Below are 25,108 nucleotides of genomic sequence, written 5' to 3' on the forward strand. Positions count from 1 at the left end.
GTTCTGGTTGAATGTCGTGGCCGGGATCGCCGCGCCGCTGCGGAACGCTGTTCCGAAGAAGCTGGCGCCCGGTTATATCTGTATCCGGCGCGAAATCGCCGGCTTCCACGCCCGTCCCAACCCATCCTTTTCTCACGGCCCGTCACTCCCATCGACAAGGACCACCTGCACGACCAGTTCGACCCCCGCCGCCAGCGCCGGGGAGACCATCGGCGACTATCTGATTCGGCGCCTCGGAGACGAGGGAATTGGCCACATCTTCGGTGTGCCCGGTGATTTCGTCCTCGCGCTGTTCAAGAAACTGGAGGACAGCCCGCTGAAGGTCGTGAACACCTGCGACGAGCAGGGCGCCGGATTCGCCGCTGATGCCTATGCGCGTCTGCACAGCCTTGGTGTCGTTTGCATCACCTATGCGGTGGGCGGTCTCAAGATCGTCAATGCTGTCGCGCAGGCGTTCGCGGAGCGCTCGCCGGTGGTCGTGATCAGCGGGGCGCCGGGCCTCGGCGAGCGGGCGCGCAACGGGCTCATCCACCACAAGGTGAGAAATTTCGACAGCCAGCAGAAGATCTTCGAAGAGATCACGGTCGCCACAGCGATCCTCGATGATCCGGGCAGCGCGGCGGACGAGATCGACCGGGCGCTTGAACTCGCCCGCCGGCACAGCCGCCCTGTCTATATCGAGCTTCCGCGCGACATGGTTTCCGCCACCTTGCTGCCGGGGCGCGGGCACGCGCTGCCAGCCGAAGCCAGCGATGCCGACGTGCTCGGCTTTGCTTTGACTGAAGCGGCGGAGAAGATCGCGGCGGCGGCGCGGCCCGTCATTCTGGCGGGATTGGAGATTCACCGCTTTCGCCTGCAAGAGGCGCTGGTCAAGTTCGCGCATGCGACGGGGATTCCCGTGGCGTCAACTATCGGCGGAAAGTCGGTGTTCCCGGAATCCGATCCCGCCTATGTCGGCGTCTACGAAGGCGCCATGGGCTCCGACAGCGCGCGCGACATTATCGAGCAGAGCGACTGCGTCATTCTCCTCGGCGCCATGCTGACCGATATCAATCTCGGCATCTATACGGCGCACATTGATCGCAGCGCATCCATCTACGCGGGCAGGGACCGGGTGACTGTGGGTTTTCGCAGCTACGATGGTGTGTATATGGATGATTTCATCCGCGGCCTTGCCGAGCGGCCGTGGACGAAGCGCGCTCTTCCGGCGTTCGTGCATCCCGGGCACCCCGGCCCATTCGCCGCAAGCGATCGGGAGATGACGGTCGCGGCGCTGTTTCACCAGATCAACGCTTTCCTCGCCGACGACATGATCGTGATTGCCGATCCGGGTGACGCTTTGTTCGGGGCGGGAGATCTTTACATTCACGACGGCGCGCATTTTCTTGCGCCCGCCTATTATTGTTCGCTTGGCTTCGCGGTGCCTGCCGCCATCGGCGTGGCCGCCGCTGCGCCGCATCTGCGGCCGCTGGTCCTTGTCGGCGACGGCGCTTTTCAGATGACCGGCATGGAGCTTTCGACGATTGCCCGCTACGGCATGAACCCGATCGTCATCGTTCTCGACAACGATGGCTATGGCACCGAGCGGCCGATGCTCGACGGCGCCTTCAACGACGTCCATCGCTGGAATTTTGCGCGCATACCGGAGGTGCTTGCCAGCGGACTGGGCATCAAAGTGACGACCGAGCGCGAGATGGCCGCCGCTTTGGAGCAGGCGAGGGCCAACACGCAAGGCTATACGCTCATCCAGGTCATGCTCGACCGCAACGACCATTCGGCCGCCCTCTCGCGTCTGACGGCAAAGCTGGCGGAACGGGTGGCGCGTTAACAGCGCGCGGCGACCGGGGGGCGAAGTTGCAGCAGGTTCTCTTGATATGCATCTGTCTGGTGATCGGCCTCGTGCTGCGCTGGACGAAGCGGCTGCCGGACACGGCGTCAAAGGTCATGGGCGGCTGGGTGATCAATGTCGCCCTGCCGGCCGCCGCCTTGCGCAGCGTACATGACCTTACACTGCAGCCCGCCTGGTGGCTCGCGGCGGCGACACCGTGGATCGGCGTGATCCTTGCGATCCTGATCCTCGTTCCGCTTTGCCGGGCTCTCGGATGGTCGCGGCATCGGACCGGCGCGCTGTTGCTGGTCGCGGGCTGGGGCAACACTTCCTTTGTCGGCCTGCCGATGATTACCGCTTTTGCCGGCAGCCAATGGCTCGGCCTCGGCATTGTCATCGATTTGTTCGGTTCCTATCTCGCCCTGTCTACTCTGGGCCTCGCCATCGCGACCATTGCGGATGCGGGCCATCTCCATTTGCGTACGATCGTGAAACGGATTGCGACTTTTCCGCCTTTCATCGCGATCCTGATCGCGTTCGCGACCAATCATCTCGGGCGGCCCGAATGGCTGAGCCAGACCATCGATGCTCTCGCCGATACGCTGACGCCGCTCGCGCTCGCGGCGGTCGGCTTCGCGTTGCGTTTCGACCGCCTTGCGGGCCACCTCCTTCTGCCGCTCGGTGTCGGGCTCGTCTGCCGGCTGTTCGTCGCGCCTCTGGCGATTTTTCTCATGTATGTCGGCCTCGGCCACGTCGGCGATCCCGAATCCAAGGTCGCGATTCTGGAAATGGCGATGCCGCCCATGCTCGGGGCGAGTATCATCGCCATGGATCACGATCTCGAACCTGATCTCGTCGCATTGCTCATCGGCGTCGGCGTTCCGCTGTCGATGCTGACAGCCTGGGGCTGGTGGTCGTTCATCGCGTCGTGGTGATACTGACTGTGATTAGGCGGAAGACCGCACACTAGGGTAGAGTGCGCACCACATTCGGGGCTATGTCGCCCTCGGTGTTGCCGGCGAACCCCTTCAGGGTTCGATAAGGAGCACACCATGTTGAACAGGCGTCGTTTTTCGGCCGGTCTTGCGGCGATAACCGCGGCTTCGCTGACGTCCACCCGCGGCATGGCTGCGGCTCCGCCCAAGGCGCGCAACGTGGTTCTCGTGCACGGGCTATTCGCCGACGGGTCATGCTGGTCCGAGGTGATCGCGCGCCTCCAAGCCGCGGGGCTCAATGCCACGGCCGTGCAAAACCCGCTGACGACACTGCCTGAAGCAGTGGCCTCAGCGCAGCGCGTACTCGCGCGGCAGGATGGCCCGACGGTTCTGGTTGGGCATTCCTTTTCCGGGATGATCGTCACCGACGCTGGCGTGCATCCCAATGTCTCGGCGCTGGTCTATGTGGCGGCGCGCGCGCCGGACGCGGGCGAGGATTATACGGCGCTGGCCAAGAAATTTCCGACCCCGCCAGCGTCGGCCGGCATTATCTTCGACGGCGACGAGGGGCGGCTCAGCGAAGCTGCGTTCCTGCGCGATTTCGCCGGCGACCTGCCGGAAGCCAAGGCCAAGGTTCTCTATGCGGTGCAAGAGCCGTTTCATAAGGCGCTGCTCGCCGGCAGGACCACACATGCGGCCTGGCGCTCGAAGCCGAGCTTCTATGCCGTTTCAACGGAAGACCGGACGATCAACCCCGATCTCGAGCGTTTCATGGCCAAACGCATGGGTGCCAGGACGATCGAAGTGAAGTCGAGCCATCTGTCGCTGATCTCGCACCCCGATGAGATCACGAATCTCATCCTCGAGGCGGCGGGGCAGCGCGGCTAGACAGCGGCGAATGCATCAAGATATCGCGAGCGGTTTTCTGCGCTGACTGGAATTGCGCTTTTCCCGCCGGGATCGACAGGCGCACTTTGATGCAGATTAAAGCGGCGCGGAAATCTTTGTGCCTTGTAGAAACGAATTGGCGCGCGGTCGCGAACGGGATCAGCACGGCCAATCTCACCTTAGTTCCGCGATGGAGATGAATGATGGCCTATGCGAGCACCAATCCCTACACCGGCGAGGTGGCGAAGACATTTCCCGATGCCACCGACGCGGAAGTGATCCAGGCCATCGAGAAGGCACATGCGGCGTTCCTCGCCTGGAGAAAGACATCCTTCGTCGAGCGCGCGAAGATCATGCAAAAGGCCGCGGATCTCATGCGTAAAAATAGTGACGCTTACGCCAAGCTTCTGACGCTCGAAATGGGCAAGCTGATTTCCGAGGCCAAAGCCGAAGTCGAACTCTCGGCGGAAATCTTCGAATATTATGCCTTGAATGCGCGCGTCTTGCTCGCGCCGGAAAAACTGCCTGTCGCCAATCTTGCCGAAGGGGAGGCCGTCCTCGTCCACGATCCGCTCGGCGTTCTGCTGGCGGTCGAGCCGTGGAATTTTCCGTATTATCAGGTCGCGCGCATCATCGCCCCGCAACTCTCCGCCGGCAATACGATCTTGCTCAAACATGCCGGGATCGTCCCGCAAAGCGCAGCCGCGTGTGAAAAGCTCATGCGCGAAGCGGGCCTGCCGGATGGCGCTTTCATCAACCTTTATGCCGCGCATTCGCAGATCGAGCTTATTCTCAACCATCCGCTTGTCCGCGGCGTTGCGCTCACGGGCTCGGAGGGCGCGGGCGCCATGATCGCCGCGGCGGCCGGGCAGGCGATGAAGAAATCGACACTGGAGCTTGGCGGCGCCGATGCTTTCGTCGTGCTCGCCGACGCCGAACTGGAAAAGACAGTCAAATGGGCGGTCTTCGGCCGGCACTGGAATGGCGGACAGGTCTGCGTGTCGTCCAAACGAATGATTATCGACAAAAGCATCTACGATCAGTTCCATGATCTTTATACGGCCGGCGTCGCGGGTTTGCGCGCGGGCGATCCCTTCGACCCCGCGACGACGTTGGCGCCCTTGTCCTCACAGAGCGCCGCCGACGAACTGAAGGACAAGATTCGCCAGGCGGTGGCGCAAGGCGCGACGGCGACGGAAGTCGGCCCCAAAGTTCCCAATCGCGGCGCCTTCGTGCAGCCGACCATTTTGACAAATGTCGCCGCGGATAATCCGGCGCGCTACTGGGAATTTTTCGGTCCGGTGTCGATGCTGTTCCGTGCCGAGGACGAGGATGACGCCGTGCGGATCGCCAACGATTCCCCTTTCGGGTTGGGCGGTTCGGTGTTCACGTCCAACCCGAGACATGGCGCGAAAGTCGCCAAGAGAATCTCGACTGGCATGGTCTTCGTCAATCATCCGACGATGGTGAAGGCCGACTTGCCCTTTGGCGGCATCCGCCACTCCGGTTATGGGCGCGAATTGCTCGGCCTCGGCATCAAGGAGTTCGTCAACCACAAGCTGATCGACGTGGTCGATATCGACGCGCCGTTCTGACTCCCGGCTTATCAAGGTTCATCGGTAGCGTTTCAGGGTTTTTCCACTTTTGCTCTCGGCGACGAGCTGCTCCAGAAGATTCCGCAGCTCGCGCCGGCGCTTTTGCACCTCGCGGAGATGCGCGTCGATCTCGCGCAGCTTCGCCTCAACATACGGAATGAAAGCCTCCGGCCGCTTTCGCTGCTCGGGCGGCATGGCCAGCAAGGCGGCGATTTCCCTGAGCGAGAAGCCGAGATGCTGCGCCCGTTCGATGATCCCGACGATTTTCACGGTTTTGGCTTCGTAGGAACGATAGCCGTTGGCGCTTCGGCTCGCGCGTAGAAGGCCTTTTGCTTCGTAGAAACGCAGCCGCGAAGTGCTCACGCCCGCGCGCTGCGCGATTTCGCCGATCTTCATGATTGACCTTCAATCAAGGTTGAAGGTTTAGGATACCAGCATCGGATGTGAAGAAGCAAACGGAGCGCGGATCGTGAGCAAGGTTTTGGTGACGGGCGGATCGGGCTTCATTGCAGGTCATGTGATCGTCGTGCTTCTACAGGCCGGCCATGAGGTGCGCGCGAGCTTGCGCAATCTCTCGCGCGCCGACGAAGTGAAAGCCAATGTCCGCGCCGGCGGCGCCGATCCCGAGCACGGCCTTTCCTTTGTCGAAGCCGATCTCAATGGCGACGCTGGCTGGGATGCAGCGGCGCAGGGCTGCGATTATGTCCAGCATGTCGCGTCACCCCTGCCGTTTGAGGGGCCGGAGAATGAGGATGAGCTGATCCGACCCGCGCGGGACGGCACGCTCCGCGTGCTCAGGGCCGCGCGCGATGCGGGCGTGAAGCGCGTCGTGCTGACCTCGTCCTTCGCGGCGGTTGGCTATGGCCACGGCAACCGGGCGAAGCCGTTCACCGAGGCCGACTGGACAAATCTCGAAAGCCCCGAAGTCGGGGCTTACCCAAAATCCAAGACAATCGCCGAACGCGCGGCCTGGGATTTTATCCAGAACGAGGGCGGCGCGCCGGAATTGAGCGTCGTCAATCCCGTTGCCGTCTTCGGACCCGTGCTCGGGCCGGGCGCGAAGAGTTCGGTGCGGATTATCCGCATGATGCTCGATGGCCATATGCGCTTCGCGCCGCACATGGGCTTCGGCCTCGTCGACGTGCGCGATGTTGCCGATCTGCATTTGCGCGCGATGACCGATCCCAAGGCGAAGGGCGAGCGTTTCATCGCCGTGGCGGGCGAGCCGATGTGGATGATCGATGTGGCGCGCGTGCTGCGCGAGAAATTTGGCCCCGCCGCCGCGGCGGCGCCGAGACGCGAGATCCCGAATTGGATCGTCAGGCTGCTCGCGCCTTTCGTCCCAATGCTGCGTCAGATCGCACCGCAGCTCGGCATCCTGCGCCGTGCTTCAAATGCGAAAGCCCGCAATGTGCTCGGCTGGTCGCCGCGCTCGAACGAAGAGGCCATCGCTGCGACCGGCGAGGCTTTGCTGCGGCTCGGCGTCGTGAAACCGAAGGCGGCCGGATGACGACTTCTTGTCGCGGCCGCCTTACGCGTTGGTGCCGCCATCGACGGTGAGATTAGCGCCGGTGATGTAGGCCGCCTCGGGGCTCGCGACGAAGGCCACGAGCGCCGCGACTTCATCCACGGTGCCGTAACGATTGAGCGCGGTAATGGCCTTTTGCGGAGTCGCCCAATCCCCCGAGGCAGGATTCAAATCCGTATCGATCGGGCCCGGCTGAACGTTATTGACCGTGATGGCGCGGTCGCCCACTTCCCGGGCGAGGCTCTGGGTGAACATTTTGACGGCGCCCTTCGTGGCCGCATAAGCCGCTAGTCCGGGAGTCAGATTGCGCTCGCCGACGCAGGAGCCGATGTTGATGATCCGGCCATTTTTATTCAGGTGTTTGAGCGCGGCATGGGTCGCGAAGAAGAGGCCGCGGATGTTGAGGTCGACGACGCGGTCGAGTTCTTCAAGCGTGGCGTCCTCGAACTTGTTCGGAATCGCCGTGCCGGCGTTGTTCACCAGTACATCGAGCCCTCCGAAGGTTGCGACAGTCTTTTCGACGGCGGCTTTGACCGCGGCGGGATCGACCGCGTCCGCCTGAACGGCGAGCGCTTTTCCGCCGGCGCGCTCGATCTCAGCGACGACGGACGCCGCTGCATCGGCACCTTTTGTGTAAGTGATGGCGACCTTCGCGCCATCAGCGGCCAGATGCTTGGCGATCGCGGCGCCGATCCCGCGGGAGCCGCCGGTCACCAGCGCAACCTTGCCTTCGAGCTTCTTCGTCATTGCATATCTCCCGTTTCGATTGGTTGATACCTGTTCATAGTTTCGATCCGCCATCCACCCTTATCGTGTCGCCGGTGATCCAGCGGGCCTCGTCGGAGGCGAGGAAGGCCACCACGCCGGCAATATCGTTCGGCCCGGCAATACGCTTCAGCGCCTGCATGCCAAGCGCGGCATTGCGGCCGGCCTCGGTCTTGGTGAAATTCGACATATCCGTATCGACAACGCCAGGCGCGACGGCGTTGATGCGGATGCCGCGCTCGCCGAGCGCCGCGGCGAAATATTTGACCAATGTATCGATCGCGCCCTTGGTCGCGGCGTATGCGTAAAGCTGGCCGACAACGGCACGCGCCACCACCGAGGACACAAAGATCACGCTGCCACCCTGGCCGAGGATGGGCAGCAATTGCTGTACGAGAAAGAAGGGCGCGCGAACATTGACAGCAAAGAGTCGGTCAAAATCCTCGAGTGTCGTATCCTCGATCTTCGCGGCTTTCGATATGCCGGCGTTGGCGACGAGGATATCGAGTCTTTCGCCGACGATGGCGCGTACATCCCTGGCGAGCTTATGCGGCGCGTCCGGCGCGGCGAGATCGGCCGCGAGAGCCTCGGCGCGGCCACCGGCCTTGCGGATTTCGCTGACGACGGCCTCGGCTTCATTCGCCGCGCGGCCATAGTGGACGAGGACTTGCGCGCCGGCCCCAGCCAGCGCTAGCGCGCTGGCGCGGCCGATGCCGCGTGAGGCGCCGGTGACGAGGGCGGTCTTGCCGGAAAGCGTGCTCATGGCTTCCTTCCTTTAATTCGACCCGGCCTACTGGCCGGGCATGGCCTCCGGCGCGATGGCGCTTGCCTATGAGTTAGATACTCTCGGATGGCGCGCCGGAAAAAGACTTTATAAGATGCACGTCATGCCTCAGAGGTATGACAATGGAATTGCGCCATCTGAAATTCTTCATCGCTGTGGCCGAGGAGGGAAGCCTGACGACGGCGGCGGAGAAGCGCCTGCATACGGCGCAGCCTTCGCTCAGCCGGCAGATGCGCGACCTCGAATACGAGGTCGGCGCGCAGCTCATGATCCGCAGCGCCAAAGGCATCGAGCTGACGCCCGCAGGGCGTGCCTTCCTCGACCATGCGCGGCTGGCGCTGGCGCAGGTCGAAGCGGCGGCGGCGGCGGCGCGGCGGGCTGCAGAGCCCGCCAAGGCGAGCTTCGCGCTCGGCTTCCTCACCGGACAGGAGATGGATTGGCTTTCCGAGGCCATGCACATTCTGCGCGACGAACTCCCGAACATCGACGTCACCGTGTCGAGCCAATATTCGCCACTGCTCGCCGATGCGCTGATGCGCGGCAAGCTCGACCTCGCCTTCCTGCGGCCGGAGCCTAACATGCCCGACCTTGTCTATAAGGTCGTCACGACCGAGCCGCTCATCGTTGCGCTGCCGAGCGACCACAAGCTCGCCGCGCGCAAGGCAATCGCCGTCGAGGACATCGCGAAAGAGACGTTTCTGGGCATGTCGAAGACGGCGCCGGTCCTGCAAGCCGTCATCGCGGACTATTTCAAACACGCGGGAGTCGAGGTTGAGGCAGCGCATGAGATCGATAATCTCGGCATGGCAATGTCGCTCGTCGCCTCGACACGCGGCATCACGCTGCTGCCGGCCTATGCGCAGAATTTCCTGCCCTGGTCGGTGACCGCCCGGCCGCTCGCGGGCACGCCGCCGACCATTGACCTCGTGATCGGCTATCACAAGGCCAACAGGTCGCCGGTTCTCAAGCTCTTTTTGTCACACAGCGACGATCTCGTTGCGCGGGTGTCGAAGAAATTGCGCGGCGCGAAATAGGCGCGACAGAAGACGATATGGCGAGGCTGCCGTTTACCTGTTTATCCGCCGCCGTTTCATAAAGCGCTAAGCCGGCGCCTTTATCGTCCGCGGCCGCCGGATCGAGATGAGGGTGAGAACCATGTCAACGGGACAGCGGGCACTGGTGACGGGCGGCAGCGGCTTTATCGGCCGGCGTCTGGTCGAGGCGCTGCTCCAGCGCGGCATCGGGGTTCGGATCGCAACTTCGGGCGCCCCGGAACGAATCCGCTGGGCACCATCGTACACCGATATCGTTCAGGCCGATCTTAAAAGCCCCGAGTCGCTCGTCCGCGCAAGCGAGGATTGTGATCTTGTTTTCCACGTCGCCTATCAGTTCGGCGGCCGGCGCGAGGAGCAGTGGCGTTCCAATGTCGAGGGAACACGCGCTCTCGCGCAGGTGGCTGTGCGGAACAAGGTGCGCCGTTTCGTCCATTTCAGCAGCATCGCGGCTTATGGGCCGCAGCCTGACGGCGATCTCGACGAGCAAGCACCAGCAAGACCGAACGACATATACGCCGAGATCAAGCATCACATCGATCAAATGCTGCTTGAGATGTACAGGGCGCAGAGCTTGCCCGTCGCGATCTTGCAGCCAACGATCGTTTACGGCCCGCGCGGCGAAGCCTGGACGACGCGCCTGCTCGATCAGGTGAAATCCTCTCGCGTCGGTCTGCCGGCTTCTGGGCAGGGGCTCTGCAACGCCGTGTTCGTCGACGATGTGGTAAGCGCCGCCTTGCTCGCGTCCGAGCATGAGGCCGCGATCGGTCAGGCGTTCCTCGTTTCCTATGCCACGCCGGTCACATGGGGCGATTTCTACGGCGCCTATGCACAGATGGCACGGGAGCAGGAGGCCGTTGTCGCGCTCGACGATGCAGAATTCGATCGCGAATGGCGCAGGCGTTATGGCACCATCCCCGCGCTTCAGCGCTATCGTCGCGGGCTCGAACGTCTGCTCGCGGGCAGGAGCCCGGCAGAGGGCGGTGGGCTTTATCTTCCCGATCCCGGAACGCGCGCGCTTTATGCGGCGAGGACCGCCGCGCGGATCGACAAGGCGCGGCAGAGACTCGGTTACGCGCCGGCATTCGATCTGGAGCGCGGCATGGCCCTTACGGCGCAATGGGCGTGTGACGAAAAGCTGATATGAAATCGAAATCTAGGAAGCCGCGATAACCGCCTTCGCGCGAATATGCGCGAGATGTTCCGCAAGCCGTGCGGCGAGGGTGGTTGCGAGAAGCGTCGGGTTGGCGTGGCCGCTCGTCGGAAACACGCTGCAGGATGCGACATAGAGATTGCGCACATCATGCACCGCGCAGTCCGGCCCGACGACGCTTTTTGCCGGGTCGCGCCCCATGCGGGTCGTTCCGGTCTGATGATAGCCGTCGCTCGCCTGCCCCAATATGCGCGCGATCCGTTCCTCCTTTGGGAACTGATATTCGACGCGGCCGATGCCCGTTGCACGGAGATATTCATCAAGCTTCTCGTGCGCGCGAAGTGCGGAAAGCGCGTCGGCTTCGGTGTAGCGCAGATCGACGCGAAGCCGCGGCATCCCATAGGCATCCTCGGCCTCTGTGAGGCGGACTGTGCTGTCGCGGTTCGGCCGTTGCTCGCTGCGGAAATGCAGCACATAGCGGTTATCGGATGTTGCGGGCAGCCAGCCGGGCCGGCGCGGCTTGGATGAATAGCGATCGCGTGCGACCTCGATAATGTCCAACGCCGCGCGGTGCGGGCGCCGCAGGAGATTGAGGGCATGCCCGAGATAATGCCGCGGGCCGGTGCCGACGATGCCGAGACGGATACCTTCGGACATTAACCGCGGTCCGAGAAATGGCGCGCTCGCCATTAGGAAAATGAATGATTTGATGCCGCTGCGGTGAGCTGGATCGTGATAGGGTTTGTTGTCGGGCCAGAAGACGATGTTCTGGACTTTTAGGGCGCGCTGATCGGGCGCGGGAATGGTCAAGACCCGGCGCATATAGGCGCCCGTATCTGCGAGAGTATAGTCGAACGTCTTGATCGTCGCCGGATCGTTGAAAAGCACATCGGCGATCGTGCCTTCGAAATGTCCGGCATAATAACGTCCAAGCGCGCCCTCTGGGCCACCAAAGAGCTTTGGCTGGCGGCGTTGCGTCGCGAGCAGCAGGCGCGTCGTCTCCAGACCACCGCAGGCGAGCACATAAGACCGCGCGCGCAGCCGCTGCGCATCATCGGCGTCGAGAAGAAGCGCGACGACGGCGCCATCCGCCCCGATCTCGATCTCCGTGACGGGCGCCTTGAGGATGAGATCAATCAGCGGGTGGGCTTCGACGCGGTCGCGCAGATCCAGGCCGCGTTTGGGCTGCCGGGCAAAATATTCGCGCCGCTCGGAACTTGCGGCGGTGCTTTCGCGCAGGTCTGGAGCGCCACAGTCGAGATAATCGGCGGCGCTCGTATACCAGCCCGAAACGTCCGCGTGGGTAAGAGGCCAGCCGGAGTCGGGAATGTAATCGCGCTTTTCGAAATCGATGTCGTCAAAGGGCACGCAGCGACCGCCCCAGAGCCAGGACGTCCCGCCAAATCCGCGACGAACAGCAATGTCCATTGGAACATGCCGGTGGGGCTCGACGATTTCGGCTGCAGAGGCCTCGCTTGCCGGCGGATCGGATGAATCGTCACCAGCGTCGATGAGTGCAACAGTCAGGCCGCGTCCGGCACATTCGAGCGCCGCCGTAATGCCGACAGGCCCGGCGCCGACGATGCAGACATCGTAGTTCTTCTCGTCAAATCCGGGCGTGTCGGCCATCGGGAAAGTCCGCCTCAGTGTGCTGCACGCGAGGATCGCGCTTTGGGCCTCGGGCGGTCAATTTAATCAATGTCTTTTTAAAGAGCGCTTAAATGGACGTTGTAAAGTTTGACACAGCGCAAGGCGCGCCGGGCAGGGCGTCGATATCAGCAAACCGAATGGATCGCGCTCAATTTCAATAAAGGGAAAAGCTTCATGCCTGAACGAGACCCCAAGGCCAGCAAGGTCTGGCTGGTGGGCGGTGGGATCGCCTCCATGGCTGCGGCCGTGTTCCTGATCCGCGACGCAGGCGTTCCTGGCCCCAATATCCACATCCTCGAGGAACTTCACATCCCCGGTGGCGCTCTCGACGGCGCGCCCTCCCCGGCGCAGAAGGGCTATGTCACGCGCGGCGGCCGGATGCTGGAGGATGAAGCCTATCAAACGCTATGGAACCTGCTCGAAACCATTCCGTCCCTCGAAGACGCAAACGTCAGCGTGCGGCAGGAGATCCGCGACTTCAACACCAGGATCAAGCCCTATTCGAAAGCGCGGCTGATCGGCCGCGACCACAAGATTATCGATGCCAGCGTCTATGGCTTCAATACGCAGGACAGGCTGGAATTGTTGCGTATCCTCGCAACGCCCGAGCATGTCCTCGGCGCGCGGCGGATCGACGATCTGTTCTCCGATCATTTCTTCGAGACCAATTTCTGGCAGATGTGGCGAACGACGTTCGCCTTCCAGAACTGGCACAGCGCTATCGAGCTGAAACGCTATTTCCTGCGCTTCATCCAGGAATCCTCGCGCATCCATACCCTCTCCGGCGTGCGCCGCACGAAGTACAATCAATATGACTCCATCGTCCGGCCGATAGAGAAATGGCTGCTCGACAGGGGCGTCGATGTCCGTTTCGGCGTCAGGGTCGTTGATGCCGATTTCGACGAGGCCGATCCGTCGCGGCGCCTGCTGACGCGGCTCTATATCTCCGATAAATCCGGCCCCGCGACGATCGAGCTTGCGCCGGGCGATGTTGCGATGCTGACCCTCGGCTCGATCACCGCCGATGCGACTTATGGCGGCAATGACACAGTGCCCGAACTGACCCGCGACCGCCGCGACGGCGGCTGGGCTTTGTGGGAGACGCTTGCAAAGAAGGCGAAGGATTTCGGCCGTCCCAACACATTCGACGGCAATATCGACGAGAACAAATGGGAGTCCTTCACGCTCACCATGCACGGCGATCTGCTGCTGAAGCGGATCATCGCCTATTCGGGTAATGAGCCCGGCACCGGCGGGTTGATGACCTTCGTCGATTCCGGCTGGCTGATGTCGATTGTCGTGCCGCATCAGCCGCATTTTCCCGTTATGCCGGCGGACACGTACACGCTCTGGGGGTACGGTCTTTTCATCGACGAGGTCGGCGATTACGTCAAAAAGCCCATGGCGAAAGCGACGGGCAAGGAGATCCTGACCGAACTGCTTGGCCAGCTCGGCTTCGATGATATACGCGATGCGGTCCTTGCCTCGAGCGATGTGACGAGCGTGATGATGCCCTATGCCTCCGCGCTGTTCAGCCGGCGCGTTCCGGAGGACCGGCCGCTGGTGCTCCCGACGGGCAGCGCGAATTTTGCCTTCCTCGGGCAATTCGTGGAACTGCCGGAGGATACGGTTTTCACGGTGGAATATTCCGTCCATTGCGCCATGCACGCGGCCTATCATCTGTTCGGCGTCGACAAGGCAATCCCGCCAATTTATCATGGCTTGATGGACCCGAAGGTCGGCCTCAAGGCGCTGGAAGCGGCGTTTCAATAGCTCCCGACCGACCTAGGCGCGCTCTTCGATTTCATCCACCCTGTCGGCATAAAAGGCGAGATAGCCGGCGATCTCGGCCACAGCGGCGTGCGGACGCTCGTAGGTCCAGACGGCATTTGTCGACCGGCGATCGCCGGCGGCGATCGTGAAATAAGCAGCCTCGCCCTTATAGGGGCAATGGCTCGTGTGCTCAGTCCGATGCAGCAAGGTCATTTTGGTATCTTTACGCGGAACGTAAAACACGACGGGATAGGATGCCTCCTTCAGGCTCAAGGCTTCGCGCGTGTCCGCAATGATCTCGCCGCCGAACGAGACCACAACGCGACGCGGATGCTTGACGATCGTGATCGGGTGATCGGGGCCGGGGGTAAGGAACGGTTTCGTCATGGCTTCACTTCCGGGTCGATTGGCGGGTAGGATTGTCCCGCTGCGAGGCGAATGGACGAAAGATGAGCATCACGATCTACGGTATCAAGAACTGCGACACAATGAAGAAGGCGCGTGCGTGGCTGGACGCGCACGGCATCGCCTATGTCTTCCATGATTACAAGAGTGCGGGCATCGATCGCGCGCATCTCGAAAAATGGATCAAGACGGCAGGCTGGGAAACGGTGCTCAACCGGGCCGGTACGACGTTCCGCAAATTGCCCGACGCCGACAAGACGGGGCTTGATGCGCAAAAGGCGATCACGTTGATGCTCGCGCATCCTTCATCGATCAAACGTCCCGTGCTCGAATTCGGCGGCAAGATACTGATCGGCTTCCAGCCCGAGATTTATGAAGGGGCAGGGATCGCCAAAAGCTGAACGGGTTCATGATTTAGACGTATATGCACATATAATGCGCTTCAAGAACCGCGAGGCGCATCATGACCAGCGAAAGCTTCACCACCCAGCACGTAGACTCCATTTCCGCGCATCCTTTTGCCGCGACAATTGAAAGATTCGAGGCGGCGACGGGCTACCTTGATGGCGCCACCTTTGCAAAGGAGGCGAGCGCGTCCGTCGATGCGAAGGATTTTGCGAAGCGCATTCACGCCTATGAAAGCACCTCCGGGTTCATGCGCTTTCAGCTCTTCGATCACGGCGGCTGGCTCGGTCTTTATGGAATTCACGCGAAATGCCGGCTCTACATCCTCGGCAACCCGCTGATTGCGGAGACGATGCTCAGGCATGATATCCGCGCCGGGCTCAACGTGCCCGTTCGGCTCATCATCTACGAGACGAAAGCGGGAGAGGTGCGGCTCGGCTACGATCTGCCGTCCTCGCTCATGAGCCAGTTGCACAATGCCGGGGTTACGGCCGCCGCGGAAAAGCTCGATACGAAGCTTGCGGCGCTGGTGCAGCACGTAACGAAATTATGAGGCGTGCGACTTGTGATGCGCGAGCGTCTGCTTGAGTTCGTCCATGAGAGTATCACGAAGCGTCGTCGGTTCGATGATTTCGATTTTGTCGCCCCACGAAAAGAGATGCCAAGCAAGTTCCAACATGCCGCTGGCGCGGAAGCGGACGAGCGCGCCGCCGTCGGGTAAAGGCTCAACGGTCTGGCTCGAATGGAAGCGATAATTTTTAAATTCGTCCATGCCGTCCGGCAGAATACGCAGCACGACATTTTCCGGTTCGCCTTCAAAAAAGCCGAACGGCGTATTGGCGAACTTCGCCAGGTCGAAATCATCCGGCGGCGGCGCCCCCTTTTCGAGACATTCGAGGTCCTCGATACGATCGAGGCGCCAGCTTTTCGGCTTCGTCGTTCCGGCTTCCGCGCCGATGAGATAGTTCATCCGGCCAAAGATAATTCCGTAAGGCACGATCTCCCGCGCGATCCGGCGTTTTGAACCGCCCTTGTAGACGAAGCGCAGCATCTTCATCTCAAGCAGCGCCTTGCGCAAGATTTCAAGCAGCGCCGGATCTTCGGCAGGCCTCGGCCCCGCCTGAACCGCGATGCGTTCGGCGCGGAGCAGGGCTTCGACATCGGTTTCGGTGATGCGCCGCCGCCCGCGGCGCATGGCGGCGCGGACTTTGTGCCCGAGCGAGGCCAGGGATTCCGCGCGCGCCGTAGCGCCGCTCTCGCGCAGTTCCGCGACGGCGATGCCAAGATCGCTCAATTCGCCGGTCGTCGGGTCCTGGAAGAACCCGTCCAGCCCATGCGGAATCCGGAAGCGCTTCTTCGGATGATCGGGAATTTCTTCCATCTGCGGAAAGACGTCGCGGATCGTATCGCGCATGCGTTCGACCGTCCGGCGCTCGAGACCGCTGACCTCGCACATCTCGTCGAGAGTCAGACCTTCGGCGCTGCCCGCGAGCGCGCGGGCGAGTTCGAGAATTTGCCGCGTCTTGTCGTATCGCATTTTCATCACGTCCGATTTTGACGTAGCAGCCTAGCAAGTTCCGTCCTGCCGGTCATCTGGGCGATGACCTACGTGTTGAGTAATGTGAGGGGCAATGGACCAGAGACAGAATGAAATCGGGAGTAACGACAAGATTATCGATGTTCTTTATTCGCTGGAGGATGCACGCGCCGTGGCGGCCGAAATCAGGGAAATGAGACTGAAAACTTCCATCGATATCGCCATCATGGAGGCAAAAGCGACGGCAGAACGATTTGGGCTGTCGATCCGCAACCTCTCGCTGACGGCACACTAGCCGGGACGAGCCGTCACGGCTCTACATGCTGCAGGCCGTGTCTGCGGCGGGATACTTGCCCATCTCACGGCCAAGATAATCGGCGAAGGCGCGCGCCGCAGGCTTCGCGGCGCGGCCGGCGGGGAAGACGGCATGAACTTCCGCCTTCTCCATCTGCCAGTCGGGCAGGACTTGCACGAGAGCACCGCTTCTCATCTCCGCAAGGCAACCCCAGCGGCCGGTCGAGACGATGCCAAGCCCGGCGACAGCGGCGGCGATCGCGCCCTCGTTGGCGGAGATCGTCAGCCGGCCTTCGACGCGGGCGGTGATGACATGATTGTCGCGGCGAAACGTCCAGGCACTGGGATCGAGCCCGGCGGGCCCAAGGATGATCGCATGATCGGCAAGATCGGCGGGCAGCTTCGGCGCACCCGCCTTTTCGAGATAGGCGGGCGAGGCGGCGAGCAGGCGTTCAACCACGCCGATCTTCCGCGCGGTCGCGCTGGTGTCGGGAAGCGGGCCGAAGCGCAGCGCCACATCCACGCCCTCGCCGAGCAAATCCTGACGCTGATCGTTCATCAGGAGATCGATGCGCAAAGCCTTATGGCAGGCCAGAAAGGCCAGCAGACGCGGAATCACCTCGCGAACCGCGAAGCTCGATGAGAGACCGACGCGCAAAACGCCACGAATTTCGCCGGTGCCGCGGGCCGCATGGTCCGCCTCTTCCAGCTCCGCGAGGAGGGGCTCGATCCGCGCCAAATATTCGCCGCCCGCTTCCGTCAATGTCACGGCGCGCGTGGTGCGAATGAAAAGCGCAGCGCCGACCTCGCGTTCGAGATTGGCGACGATGCGCGAGGCGGAGGGTTGCGACAGTTGGAACTCCCGCCCGGCGCGGGAAAAGCTGCCGCTCCGCGCGACGCGGGTGAAAAGGCGTAGGGCGAAAAGTCGATCACTCATTTGAAAAACAAATATATCCTAGTTATCGCGCCGCGCTACCCCCGTTCTAGCGAATAGCCACGTTCAACCCACCTTAGAAACAGGAGATGGGGTAAATGAGCGAACTCACGGGCAAAGTCGCGATCGTCACGGGCGCCTCGAAGGGCATCGGCGCGGGCATTGCCAAACATCTTGCGGCTGCGGGGGCGGCGGTCGCGGTGAATTATGCTTCGAGCCGCGAAGGCGCGGACAAGGTCGTCGCCGAGATAACAGCCAAGGGCGGCAAGGCCATCGCCGTCCACGGCGATGTCGCGAAAAAGGCTGACGTCAAGAAGCTTGTCGATGCAACGCTCGCCAGCTTCGGCCGGCTCGATATTCTGGTCAATAATGCCGGCGTATTTCGTTTCGCGCCGCTGGAAGATGTGACCGAAGAGGAATTTCATCGCGAGTTCGATATCAACGTTCTCGGCATCATCCTCGCCACGCAGGCGGCGGTGAAGCACTTCGGCGCGGATGGCGGCAGCGTCATCAACATCACCTCGGTTGCCGGCAGGAACGCCATTCCCACCTCCGTCGTCTATTCCGCGACCAAGGCCGCCATCGACTCGATCACCCGCGTTCTCGCCGCCGAACTCGGTCCGAAGAAGATCCGGGTCAATGCGATCGCGCCCGGCGTGACGGTGACGGAAGGTTTCGAGGCGATGGGCGACGTCTCGAAGGGCTTTGAAGCCTATGCCCTTTCGCAGACGCCGCTCGGCCGCGTCGCTACACCGGACGACATCGCCAAGGTCGCAGTCTTCCTGGCCTCTGAGCAATCGGGCTGGATCACCGGCGACATTATCACGGCCTCCGGCGGCCTGCGCTGATCCCGTCCGATTGCGCGGATAGTTGCAGGCTGGTACATACCAATCGGTACAGAAGCGCAGTCGGGCGATGACGCGAACGGTTTTCGAAAGGGCGGATGTGGTGCCGTTGCTTGCGGAGGTTTTCCGCGAGCTTGGCTATGAGGGCGCAACGCTCAGCCGCATCACCGAACGCACCGGCCTCGGCAAGGGCAGCCTCTATCACTTCTTTCCCGGCGGCAAAGAGGAGATGGCGGCGGCGATCCTCGCCGAGGTCGATGATTGGTTTGTGCGCAATGTCTATGCGCCGCTCGAAAGCGGCGAGCCGCGCGCGGCGATCGCCAAAATGTGGGAGGAGGTCGGCACTTACTTTCGCTCCGGCCGCCGCATCTGCCTTGTCGGCGCCTTCGCGCTCGACGCGACGCGCGACAAATTCGCGGCCGCCATCCGCGTCTATTTCGCCCGTTGGGTTTCTGCCTTAGCCGGTGCGCTGCGGAGCGCCGGAGTCGTACCGGATAAGGCCGCGGCTGAGGCGGAGGCTGCCGTCCTCGGCATCCAGGGCGCGCTGGTCTTGGCTCGGGCCTTGAATGACGAGAAGGTCTTCGCCCGCGCCTTGACACGACTCGCGCGTGATCTTTCTGTCCCCGATCTTTCTGTTCCCAAGCGCAACTCGTCACGTACCCGTAAGAAAGGCGCCTCATGAAACGCAGCGATCTCACCGAGAAAATCCTCGATATCAAGCGCGAGAAAGGCTGGAACTGGAAATATATTATCGGCGAGATCGGCGGCATGTCCGACGTACTGATTGTCGGCGCGCTGCTCGGTCAGATGAAACTGACGAAGCCGCAATGCGAAAAGGCGGCGGCGCTCTTCGGCCTCAGCGAAAGCGAAAAGCGCCTGCTCAACGAAGTGCCGTTGCGCGGAACGCCCATGCCGCCAACCGATCCCTTGATCTATCGCTTCTATGAGCTCGTCATGGTCAACGGCCCGGCATGGAAAGCGCTGATTGAGGAGGAGTTCGGCGACGGCATTATGTCGGCGATCGATTTCGATCTTGAGATCGAGCGGCTGCCCGACCCGAAGGGCGACCGCGTCAAGTTCACGATGTCCGGCAAGTTCCTGCCCTACAAATATTACGGCGCGACCGGCAACAACCAGGCGCTAGGCTACAAGGAAGAATAGTTTCGCATCGCCGCGTAATCAGCTCTTGCGCTCCTTGTCGAGCAGGGCACGCTTGCGGGCCGGACCCCAGCGATAGCCGGAGAGGTTGCCGTCGCTGCGTAAGACGCGATGGCATGGGATTGCGACCGCGATCTTGTTGGCGGCGCAGGCCCCTGCAACGGCGCGCGTCGCGCTCGGCGCGCCAATGCGCCGGGCGATCTCGGTATAAGTCGCGGTCTCGCCGGGCGGAATAGCTCGCAGCGCCGCCCAGACCTTCTGCTGAAAGAGTGTGCCGCGAATATCAAGCGGCAAATCGAAATCACGCGCGGGCGCTTCGACAAGTGCGACGACCTTTGCCAGCACATCGGAAAGTTCGGCATTGGCCTCGATCGACCGCGCCTTGGAAAATCGCGTCTTGATCTCTTGCGCAAGGACTGACGCATCGTCGCCGAGCATGATCGCGCAAATGCCTTTCTCACTGCGCGCGACGAGAACGAGACCCAGAGAACAAGCGCCGATCGCATAGACGATATCGGCCGCGTTGCCGCCGTCGCGGAACGCCGCCGGTTTCATACCGAGCATGGTGTCGGACCTTTCATAGAAGCGCGAATTCGAGCCGAAGCCGGCGGCATAGATGGCGTCTGTCACGCTTGAAGCGCCAGCGAGTTCCTGTCGCAACCGGGCGGCGCGCCGCTCTTTCGCATAGGCCATAGGCGTGACACCCGTGACGGCCTTGAAAAGACGATGGAAGTGAAAGCGGCTAAGGCCCGCCTTCGCAGCAAGAGCTTCGAGCGGAGGCGGTGTGTCGGCCTCCAGCGTGCGGCAGGCCGCGGCGATCATCTCGTTCTGCCGTGCGCCGGGCGAGACGTCGCGCGGGCGGCAGCGCAGGCAGGCGCGAAAGCCCGCTTTTTCGGCCTCGGCACAGCTCGCGAAGAAGCGCACATTTTGCGCCAGCGGCCGCCGCGCGGGGCATGAGGGGCGGCAATAGATGCCGGTGGTCGTCACTGCGAAGACGAAGCTTCCATCGTGCGCGTTGTCGCGCGCAACAACGGCGGCCCAGCGCGGATCGTTGGATGAAAGAGTTTGTGTGATCGTGTCCATATTCACAACTTACCACGGCGACGCGCAGAAGCGCGCTCCGGCTCTTGCTTTCAAACTCCGATCCGCTCGATCAGCGCCTGCGCCGCGCGCGGATTGTTCTCCTTGAAGCCGCTGATGACATAGAGAAAGACATCGCGCGGCGCTTTCGCCGGCAGCGGCGCGAGCGTCTCCAAATCCTTGGGGATGCCGCCGGCCGCGAAAAGCCGGGCACGCTCGGCCCAGGCATCGAGGGCCTTGGCCGCATATCCGGCCTTCGGCTTTTCCTGCGTCCCCATGATCCGCAGATAGACGAAATCCGCAGTGACATCGGCGATCTGGGGAAATTCCGAGTCGCCGGCGACGACGATGGCGACGTCATGCTCCCGTGCCAGCGCCACGAAGTCCGGCGTGCGGAAGCTCTCATGCCGCACTTCGACGGCATGGCGAATGTGGCGGCCGCCGATCTCCTTCGGTAGTAAGGCGAGAAATTTGCCGAAGTCCGCAGCGTCGAATTTCTTCGTCGCCATGAATTGCCAGTTGATCGGGCCGAGCTTCTCTTTGAGTTCGGCGACGCCGCTGGCGAAGAACCGCGCGATCGACTCCCCGGCCTCGGCCAGGACGCGGCGATTGGTGGTGAAACGCGGCCCCTTCAGCGAAAAAACGAAATCCGGCGGCGTTTCTTCGTACCATTTGCGGAAGCTCTCCGGCTTCTGTGAGCCGTAATAAGTGCCGTTGATTTCGATCGAAGTCAGCGCCCGGCTCATATATTCCAGTTCGCGCTTCTGCGGCAGGCCGGCGGGGTAAAAGCCGCCGCGCCAGGGCTCATAGGTCCAGCCGCCGACGCCGATGAAAATGCGGGATTTTCCGGCCATGTCGCCTCCGTGCGTTTCGCGGGATGCCGCGCGCCCTGTAGAAGATAGGGCAGGGGCTTCGCCGCGCCAAAGTCCGGCGAGGGTCGCCTTTCGGGCGAAGCCGTGCTAGCTCACGGGGCCGCAAGCCTACAAGAGACGATAAATGGCTGATTTTTTCCGCGAAGTTAATGAAGACGTCCGCCGCGACCAGCTCGTCCAGATCTGGAAACAATACCAGAACTGGATCATCGGAGCCGCCGTGCTGATCGTTGCCGGGACGGCCGGCTGGCGGATCTACGATCATTTCCAGCTCTCGGCTGCGGAAGCTGCTGGCGCGCGTTATCAGGCCGCGCTCGATCTCGCCAAGGCAGACAAGAATGCCGAGGCCGCGGCGGCCTTCAGCGCCGTCGCGAACGATGCCCCCAAGGGCTATGCGACACTGGCCCGCCTCGCGGCGGCGGATGCGCAATCCGCCAAGGACCCGAAGGCGGCCGCCGCAGCCTACGAGCGGATCGCCGCCGATCCGGCAATCGACCCCGCTTATCAGGATGTGGCCCGTCTGCGCGGCGCCTATCTCAATGTCGACCTTGAGACGCCCAAGCAATTCGCGCAGCACTACGCTGCCTATGCGGGACCGGATTCGCCTTATCGCAATGCCTTCCGCGAGTTGATCGCTCTTGCCGATACGCGGGACGGCGATTTCAATGGTGCGGCGCATTGGTTTGAACAGGCCGCCGCCGATCCCGCCTCGCCGGCAGCCTTACGCGCCCGCGCCGATGCCTTTCTCACCATCGTCCAAGCGGGCGCTGTGCCGGCCAAATAGCGATGTTCAAAATCGCCATCGTCGGCCGGCCGAACGTCGGCAAATCGACCCTGTTCAACCGGCTTGTCGGCAAGAAGCTCGCCTTGGTCGATGATCTGCCGGGCGTGACGCGCGACCGCCGCGCCGGGACGGCGCATCTCGGCGATCTCACCTTCACGATCATCGACACCGCTGGACTCGAAACCGGCGCGCCGGCGACGCTCGCGGGGCGGATGCGGGCACAGACCGAGGCCGCCATCGCCGAGGCCGACGCCATATTCTTCATGATCGACGCCCGCGCCGGAATCATGCCCGACGACCGCGCCTTTGCCAGCCTGCTGCGCCGCGCCGACAAGCCGCTGATCCTCATCGCCAACAAGGCGGAAGGCCGGGCAGGGACCGCCGGCGCGCAGGAGGCCTTCGATCTCGGTTTCGGCGACCCGGTCGGACTATCCGCGGAACATGGCGATGGCCTGAGCGATCTCTATTCAGCCCTGCGCGAAGCTTTGCCGGAAGCAACGGAGCTAGTTGAGGAAGAAGCAGAAGAAACCGCCGTCACGCTGGCGCTCGACGACGAAGAAGACGGCTCCGAACTTGATCCGACAAAGCCGCTGCGCGTTGCCATTATCGGCCGACCAAACGCCGGCAAATCGACTCTGCTCAATCGCATATTGGGCGAGGAACGCCTGCTCACCGGCCCGGAGGCGGGGATCACACGCGATTCCATCGGCGTCGATCTCGAATGGCGCAACCGCAAGCTGAAGATGTTCGACACCGCCGGGCTGCGCAAGCGCGCGCGCGTCGATGAGAAACTGGAGAAGCTCGCGGGTGCCGACGCCTTGCGCGCTGCCAAATTCGCCGAAGTCGTCGTGTTGCTGATCGACGCCGCCGCGCCACTCGAAAAGCAAGATTTGACGCTCGCGGACCTTATCGCCCGCGAGGGCCGCGCGCTGGTCATCGGCGTCAGCAAATGGGATCTGGTGCAGGATCGCGCTGGACGCCTGAAGGAATTGCGTGAGGAGGCCTCGCGGCTGCTGCCGCAATTGAAAGGCACCGCGGTCGTGCCGGTCTCGGGCGCGACGGGCGAGGGGATCGATGCGCTGATGGCGGCGGTCTTCGCCGTGCATGTGACCTGGAACAAGCGCGTTTCGACCGGCCGGCTCAACCGCTGGCTTGCTGCCGCGCTTGAGGCCAACCCGCCACCGGCGGTCTCCGGCCGGCGCATTAAGATCCGCTACATTACCCAGCAGCGCGCCCGGCCGCCTTACTTCATCATCTTTGGCAATCAGCTCGCGAGCCTGCCGGAGAGCTACAAGCGCTTCCTCACGAATGGCATCCGCGAGACCTTCGATCTTAAGGGCGTGCCGATCCGGCTCTCGACCCGCACCAACGAAAACCCTTACGACGGCAAACGCCGGAAATAGCTTCGGCGCCTTGCGCACACTCCTGATATCTGGAGTGTTACGGTCGCTTTGTGTCCCCGGTGACACATTGGAGGAATCGTTGCCGCCGTCAGTCCTTGCGATTCCGATTTGGTGCTAGCCTGTCGTGTCGGGAATGAGTTCGCGGAGCGTTTCGATCCAGCCATTTTGAGCAATAAATAAAAATAACCGGGGGTGCCAATGATCGGGAATCATCAGGCTATCCAGGCGAAGTTATTTCCAGCGCGCGAAAGAAGAGCGCACCGTAAATTCACGATCGCAGCGCTGCTCGTCAGCGCCATTGCCCCGAATGTCGCGCATGCCGACGAAAACGGCATAAGCTTTTGGCTTCCTGGCCTTTTTGGTAGCCTTGCTGCCGTGCCGCAGCAGCCCGGATTTTCGCTCGCGACGATCAATTACTTCGATACGCTGTCGGCCGGCGCTTCCGTCGCTCGGGCGCGAGAATTCAGCATCGGCGACGTCCCGGTAAGCTTTAAAGGCAATGTGAGCGCCAATGTTCACGCGACCGTCGACCTCGGCCTGATCAACGCGACATATACCTTTGGCACGCCCATCTTTGGCGGTCTGGCATCAGTCGGCTTGTTGGCATTTCCCGGCTACAACGACACGTCCTTGAACGGACGCGTGGATGGCGTCGTGACATTGCCGCCGCCCATCGGTTCGTTGCCGTTTTCGCGGTCCGTGAGCTTGAACCAATCGACCGTGGGATTTGGCGATTTATATCCGCAGGCGGCGATACGCTGGAACCAGGGCGTCAACAATTTCATGACCTATGCGACAGGCGACATTCCTGTCGGAACCTATAATTCCCGCGATCTGGCGAATCTCGGGACCGGCCACGGAGCGATCGATTCCGGTGCCGGCTATACTTATTTGAACCCCGAAACCGGACACGAGTTTTCCGCGGTCGCGGGCTTCACCTACAATTTCCTGAATCGCTATACGCAATATCAAAATGGCGTCGATTTCCATCTCGATTGGGCCGCCTCGCAGTTCCTTACCAAGCAATTGCTGGTCGGCGTCGTCGGCTATGTCTATCGCGAAATCGGCTGCGACGGCGGTTCCGGCGATCGCGTCGGCTGTTTCCAGTCGCAGGTCTTCAGCGCCGGGCCGCAAATCGGATACAGTTTTCCGGTCTCGGAAAGCTTGCTGGGCTACGTGAACCTCAAAGCGTATGGGGAATTCGGTGCGGAGAACCGCCCCTCGGGCGCCAATGTCTGGCTGACCTTCGCGCTCACGCCCGCACCGCCAAGACAGGCGACGAAGGATTAGGCTCGTGAATTGGCTGACGCGAGCCTGCCGGAGAGCTACAACTTGTGCATGGGATCTCTCCGGCCTGATACCTGCCGCTGCGTTATATTTGCCGTCTGTTTCCTCGCCGCTGGCTGCGCGTCACCCGCCCTCGATCCGTCATGGCCCGAG

27 protein-coding genes are annotated in these 25,108 nt (G+C 62.2%); 17 read left to right on the top strand and 10 right to left on the bottom strand.

The genetic code is table 11. The features are described from left to right. Positions 1-16: 16 nt before the first annotated feature. The 4 genes from CWB41_RS13180 to CWB41_RS13195 all read left to right on the top strand — a co-directional run bounded on the left by CWB41_RS13180 (position 17) and on the right by CWB41_RS13195 (position 5,246). Positions 17-1,828 carry an alpha-keto acid decarboxylase family protein gene (locus CWB41_RS13180; RefSeq protein ID WP_245411351.1) on the top strand — a complete coding sequence of 604 codons (1,812 nt, stop codon included), beginning with the start codon at positions 17-19 and terminating at the stop codon, positions 1,826-1,828. 26 nt (positions 1,829-1,854) lie between these two features. Continuing rightward, entirely contained in the window at positions 1,855-2,763 is a 909-nt protein-coding gene (locus tag CWB41_RS13185) for an AEC family transporter (RefSeq protein ID WP_115837480.1), read from the top strand. A 117-nt stretch (positions 2,764-2,880) separates the two neighbouring features. Continuing rightward, entirely contained in the window at positions 2,881-3,651 is a 771-nt protein-coding gene (locus CWB41_RS13190; protein WP_115837479.1) for an alpha/beta fold hydrolase, read from the top strand. Between the two features lie 203 nt (positions 3,652-3,854). Next, a complete protein-coding gene (locus CWB41_RS13195) occupies positions 3,855-5,246 on the top strand; it encodes an NAD-dependent succinate-semialdehyde dehydrogenase (RefSeq protein ID WP_115837617.1) in 1,392 nt (463 codons plus the stop codon). An 18-nt stretch (positions 5,247-5,264) separates the two neighbouring features. On the opposite strand, the gene CWB41_RS13200 is transcribed toward CWB41_RS13195, so the two are convergent. Then, positions 5,265-5,642, bottom strand: a complete 378-nt coding sequence (locus CWB41_RS13200) for a MerR family transcriptional regulator (RefSeq protein ID WP_115837478.1) — start codon at positions 5,640-5,642, stop codon at positions 5,265-5,267. 73 nt (positions 5,643-5,715) lie between these two features. On the opposite strand from CWB41_RS13200, the gene CWB41_RS13205 reads away from it, so the two are divergent. Then, on the top strand, positions 5,716-6,756 hold the full coding sequence (locus tag CWB41_RS13205; RefSeq protein WP_115837477.1) for an SDR family oxidoreductase: 1,041 nt from the start codon (positions 5,716-5,718) through the stop codon (positions 6,754-6,756). Between the two features lie 21 nt (positions 6,757-6,777). Here CWB41_RS13205 and CWB41_RS13210 read toward each other — a convergent pair whose 3' ends face one another. Together CWB41_RS13210 and CWB41_RS13215 are read right to left on the bottom strand one after the other, a co-directional pair. Then, positions 6,778-7,521, bottom strand: a complete 744-nt coding sequence (locus CWB41_RS13210; protein WP_115837476.1) for an SDR family NAD(P)-dependent oxidoreductase — start codon at positions 7,519-7,521, stop codon at positions 6,778-6,780. Positions 7,522-7,555: 34 nt separating this feature from the next. Continuing rightward, positions 7,556-8,302, bottom strand: coding sequence for an SDR family NAD(P)-dependent oxidoreductase (locus CWB41_RS13215; RefSeq protein WP_115837475.1), 747 nt, complete (start codon positions 8,300-8,302; stop codon positions 7,556-7,558). 143 nt (positions 8,303-8,445) lie between these two features. Here CWB41_RS13215 and CWB41_RS13220 point away from each other — a divergent pair, with 143 nt between their 5' ends. Next, positions 8,446-9,357 (top strand): LysR family transcriptional regulator, encoded by a 912-nt coding sequence (locus tag CWB41_RS13220; protein ID WP_115837474.1) that lies wholly within the window; start codon positions 8,446-8,448, stop codon positions 9,355-9,357. Positions 9,358-9,478: 121 nt separating this feature from the next. Continuing rightward, entirely contained in the window at positions 9,479-10,522 is a 1,044-nt protein-coding gene (locus CWB41_RS13225; RefSeq protein ID WP_165204347.1) for an NAD-dependent epimerase/dehydratase family protein, read from the top strand. Positions 10,523-10,531: 9 nt separating this feature from the next. Here CWB41_RS13225 and CWB41_RS13230 read toward each other — a convergent pair whose 3' ends face one another. Beyond that, on the bottom strand, positions 10,532-12,157 hold the full coding sequence (locus CWB41_RS13230; protein ID WP_115837472.1) for an FAD-dependent oxidoreductase: 1,626 nt from the start codon (positions 12,155-12,157) through the stop codon (positions 10,532-10,534). A gap of 195 nt (positions 12,158-12,352) precedes the next feature. Between CWB41_RS13230 and CWB41_RS13235 the strand changes: the two genes are divergently transcribed. Beyond that, positions 12,353-13,951 (top strand): oleate hydratase, encoded by a 1,599-nt coding sequence (locus tag CWB41_RS13235; protein ID WP_115837615.1) that lies wholly within the window; start codon positions 12,353-12,355, stop codon positions 13,949-13,951. Between the two features lie 12 nt (positions 13,952-13,963). On the opposite strand, the gene CWB41_RS13240 is transcribed toward CWB41_RS13235, so the two are convergent. Further along, on the bottom strand, positions 13,964-14,338 hold the full coding sequence (locus CWB41_RS13240; protein ID WP_115837471.1) for a DUF427 domain-containing protein: 375 nt from the start codon (positions 14,336-14,338) through the stop codon (positions 13,964-13,966). Positions 14,339-14,400: 62 nt separating this feature from the next. Here CWB41_RS13240 and CWB41_RS13245 point away from each other — a divergent pair, with 62 nt between their 5' ends. Beyond that, positions 14,401-14,757 (top strand): ArsC family reductase, encoded by a 357-nt coding sequence (locus tag CWB41_RS13245; RefSeq protein ID WP_115837470.1) that lies wholly within the window; start codon positions 14,401-14,403, stop codon positions 14,755-14,757. 62 nt (positions 14,758-14,819) lie between these two features. Then, a complete protein-coding gene (locus CWB41_RS13250) occupies positions 14,820-15,314 on the top strand; it encodes a DUF302 domain-containing protein (protein ID WP_115837469.1) in 495 nt (164 codons plus the stop codon). Here CWB41_RS13250 and CWB41_RS13255 read toward each other — a convergent pair. Then, complete coding sequence (locus CWB41_RS13255) at positions 15,309-16,298, bottom strand: helix-turn-helix transcriptional regulator (RefSeq protein ID WP_115837613.1); 990 nt, start codon at positions 16,296-16,298, stop codon at positions 15,309-15,311. The genes CWB41_RS13250 and CWB41_RS13255 overlap by 6 nt on opposite strands. A 94-nt stretch (positions 16,299-16,392) precedes the next feature. Here CWB41_RS13255 and CWB41_RS13260 point away from each other — a divergent pair, with 94 nt between their 5' ends. Continuing rightward, positions 16,393-16,593, top strand: coding sequence for a hypothetical protein (locus tag CWB41_RS13260; protein ID WP_115837468.1), 201 nt, complete (start codon positions 16,393-16,395; stop codon positions 16,591-16,593). Between the two features lie 21 nt (positions 16,594-16,614). Here CWB41_RS13260 and CWB41_RS13265 read toward each other — a convergent pair whose 3' ends face one another. Next, on the bottom strand, positions 16,615-17,529 hold the full coding sequence (locus tag CWB41_RS13265) for a LysR family transcriptional regulator (protein ID WP_115837467.1): 915 nt from the start codon (positions 17,527-17,529) through the stop codon (positions 16,615-16,617). A gap of 95 nt (positions 17,530-17,624) precedes the next feature. Here CWB41_RS13265 and CWB41_RS13270 point away from each other — a divergent pair, with 95 nt between their 5' ends. The 3 genes from CWB41_RS13270 to cynS all read left to right on the top strand — a co-directional run bounded on the left by CWB41_RS13270 (position 17,625) and on the right by cynS (position 19,532). Then, positions 17,625-18,374 carry an SDR family NAD(P)-dependent oxidoreductase gene (locus CWB41_RS13270; protein WP_115837466.1) on the top strand — a complete coding sequence of 250 codons (750 nt, stop codon included), beginning with the start codon at positions 17,625-17,627 and terminating at the stop codon, positions 18,372-18,374. 67 nt (positions 18,375-18,441) lie between these two features. Then, positions 18,442-19,053, top strand: a complete 612-nt coding sequence (locus CWB41_RS13275) for a TetR/AcrR family transcriptional regulator (protein ID WP_115837465.1) — start codon at positions 18,442-18,444, stop codon at positions 19,051-19,053. Beyond that, complete coding sequence (cynS, locus tag CWB41_RS13280; protein ID WP_115837464.1) at positions 19,050-19,532, top strand: cyanase; 483 nt, start codon at positions 19,050-19,052, stop codon at positions 19,530-19,532. Before CWB41_RS13275 ends, cynS begins: the two co-directional genes overlap by 4 nt. An 18-nt stretch (positions 19,533-19,550) precedes the next feature. Here cynS and ada read toward each other — a convergent pair whose 3' ends face one another. Further along, complete coding sequence (gene ada, locus CWB41_RS13285; RefSeq protein ID WP_115837463.1) at positions 19,551-20,612, bottom strand: bifunctional DNA-binding transcriptional regulator/O6-methylguanine-DNA methyltransferase Ada; 1,062 nt, start codon at positions 20,610-20,612, stop codon at positions 19,551-19,553. A gap of 50 nt (positions 20,613-20,662) precedes the next feature. Further along, positions 20,663-21,463 carry a DUF72 domain-containing protein gene (locus tag CWB41_RS13290; protein ID WP_115837462.1) on the bottom strand — a complete coding sequence of 267 codons (801 nt, stop codon included), beginning with the start codon at positions 21,461-21,463 and terminating at the stop codon, positions 20,663-20,665. A gap of 142 nt (positions 21,464-21,605) precedes the next feature. On the opposite strand from CWB41_RS13290, the gene CWB41_RS13295 reads away from it, so the two are divergent. Both CWB41_RS13295 and der read left to right on the top strand, forming a co-directional pair. After that, on the top strand, positions 21,606-22,265 hold the full coding sequence (locus CWB41_RS13295) for a tetratricopeptide repeat protein (RefSeq protein ID WP_115837461.1): 660 nt from the start codon (positions 21,606-21,608) through the stop codon (positions 22,263-22,265). 2 nt (positions 22,266-22,267) lie between these two features. Further along, the gene (gene der, locus CWB41_RS13300) at positions 22,268-23,668 is read left to right on the top strand and encodes a ribosome biogenesis GTPase Der (RefSeq protein ID WP_115837460.1); all 1,401 of its coding nucleotides are present in this window, start codon (positions 22,268-22,270) and stop codon (positions 23,666-23,668) included. A 231-nt stretch (positions 23,669-23,899) separates the two neighbouring features. Here the strand turns inward: der and CWB41_RS16520 are convergent, their stop codons facing one another. Continuing rightward, the gene (locus CWB41_RS16520) at positions 23,900-24,187 is read right to left on the bottom strand and encodes a hypothetical protein (protein WP_342633316.1); all 288 of its coding nucleotides are present in this window, start codon (positions 24,185-24,187) and stop codon (positions 23,900-23,902) included. Here CWB41_RS16520 and CWB41_RS13305 point away from each other — a divergent pair. After that, positions 24,170-24,958, top strand: a complete 789-nt coding sequence (locus CWB41_RS13305; protein WP_342633315.1) for a SphA family protein — start codon at positions 24,170-24,172, stop codon at positions 24,956-24,958. The genes CWB41_RS16520 and CWB41_RS13305 overlap by 18 nt on opposite strands. Positions 24,959-25,108 lie beyond the last annotated feature (150 nt).

Origin of the sequence: Methylovirgula ligni (assembly GCF_004135935.1) — a bacterium.
Taxonomy (GTDB): domain Bacteria; phylum Pseudomonadota; class Alphaproteobacteria; order Rhizobiales; family Beijerinckiaceae; genus Methylovirgula; species Methylovirgula ligni.

What these genes read in the sequence shown, in the direction of transcription:
- CWB41_RS13190 (WP_115837479.1), top strand. Translation starts at nt 2,881, where the DNA reads ATGTTGAACAGGCGTCGTTTTTCGGCCGGTCTTGCGGCGATAACCGCG.
- CWB41_RS13195 (WP_115837617.1), top strand. Translation starts at nt 3,855, where the DNA reads ATGGCCTATGCGAGCACCAATCCCTACACCGGCGAGGTGGCGAAGACA.
- CWB41_RS13200 (WP_115837478.1), bottom strand. Translation starts at nt 5,642, where the DNA reads ATGAAGATCGGCGAAATCGCGCAGCGCGCGGGCGTGAGCACTTCGCGG.
- CWB41_RS13210 (WP_115837476.1), bottom strand. Translation starts at nt 7,521, where the DNA reads ATGACGAAGAAGCTCGAAGGCAAGGTTGCGCTGGTGACCGGCGGCTCC.
- CWB41_RS13215 (WP_115837475.1), bottom strand. Translation starts at nt 8,302, where the DNA reads ATGAGCACGCTTTCCGGCAAGACCGCCCTCGTCACCGGCGCCTCACGC.
- CWB41_RS13220 (WP_115837474.1), top strand. Translation starts at nt 8,446, where the DNA reads ATGGAATTGCGCCATCTGAAATTCTTCATCGCTGTGGCCGAGGAGGGA.
- CWB41_RS13225 (WP_165204347.1), top strand. Translation starts at nt 9,479, where the DNA reads ATGTCAACGGGACAGCGGGCACTGGTGACGGGCGGCAGCGGCTTTATC.
- CWB41_RS13230 (WP_115837472.1), bottom strand. Translation starts at nt 12,157, where the DNA reads ATGGCCGACACGCCCGGATTTGACGAGAAGAACTACGATGTCTGCATC.
- CWB41_RS13235 (WP_115837615.1), top strand. Translation starts at nt 12,353, where the DNA reads ATGCCTGAACGAGACCCCAAGGCCAGCAAGGTCTGGCTGGTGGGCGGT.
- CWB41_RS13240 (WP_115837471.1), bottom strand. Translation starts at nt 14,338, where the DNA reads ATGACGAAACCGTTCCTTACCCCCGGCCCCGATCACCCGATCACGATC.
- CWB41_RS13245 (WP_115837470.1), top strand. Translation starts at nt 14,401, where the DNA reads ATGAGCATCACGATCTACGGTATCAAGAACTGCGACACAATGAAGAAG.
- CWB41_RS13250 (WP_115837469.1), top strand. Translation starts at nt 14,820, where the DNA reads ATGACCAGCGAAAGCTTCACCACCCAGCACGTAGACTCCATTTCCGCG.
- CWB41_RS13255 (WP_115837613.1), bottom strand. Translation starts at nt 16,298, where the DNA reads ATGCGATACGACAAGACGCGGCAAATTCTCGAACTCGCCCGCGCGCTC.
- CWB41_RS13260 (WP_115837468.1), top strand. Translation starts at nt 16,393, where the DNA reads ATGGACCAGAGACAGAATGAAATCGGGAGTAACGACAAGATTATCGAT.
- CWB41_RS13265 (WP_115837467.1), bottom strand. Translation starts at nt 17,529, where the DNA reads ATGAGTGATCGACTTTTCGCCCTACGCCTTTTCACCCGCGTCGCGCGG.
- CWB41_RS13270 (WP_115837466.1), top strand. Translation starts at nt 17,625, where the DNA reads ATGAGCGAACTCACGGGCAAAGTCGCGATCGTCACGGGCGCCTCGAAG.
- CWB41_RS13275 (WP_115837465.1), top strand. Translation starts at nt 18,442, where the DNA reads ATGACGCGAACGGTTTTCGAAAGGGCGGATGTGGTGCCGTTGCTTGCG.
- cynS (WP_115837464.1), top strand. Translation starts at nt 19,050, where the DNA reads ATGAAACGCAGCGATCTCACCGAGAAAATCCTCGATATCAAGCGCGAG.
- ada (WP_115837463.1), bottom strand. Translation starts at nt 20,612, where the DNA reads ATGGACACGATCACACAAACTCTTTCATCCAACGATCCGCGCTGGGCC.
- CWB41_RS13290 (WP_115837462.1), bottom strand. Translation starts at nt 21,463, where the DNA reads ATGGCCGGAAAATCCCGCATTTTCATCGGCGTCGGCGGCTGGACCTAT.
- CWB41_RS13295 (WP_115837461.1), top strand. Translation starts at nt 21,606, where the DNA reads ATGGCTGATTTTTTCCGCGAAGTTAATGAAGACGTCCGCCGCGACCAG.
- der (WP_115837460.1), top strand. Translation starts at nt 22,268, where the DNA reads ATGTTCAAAATCGCCATCGTCGGCCGGCCGAACGTCGGCAAATCGACC.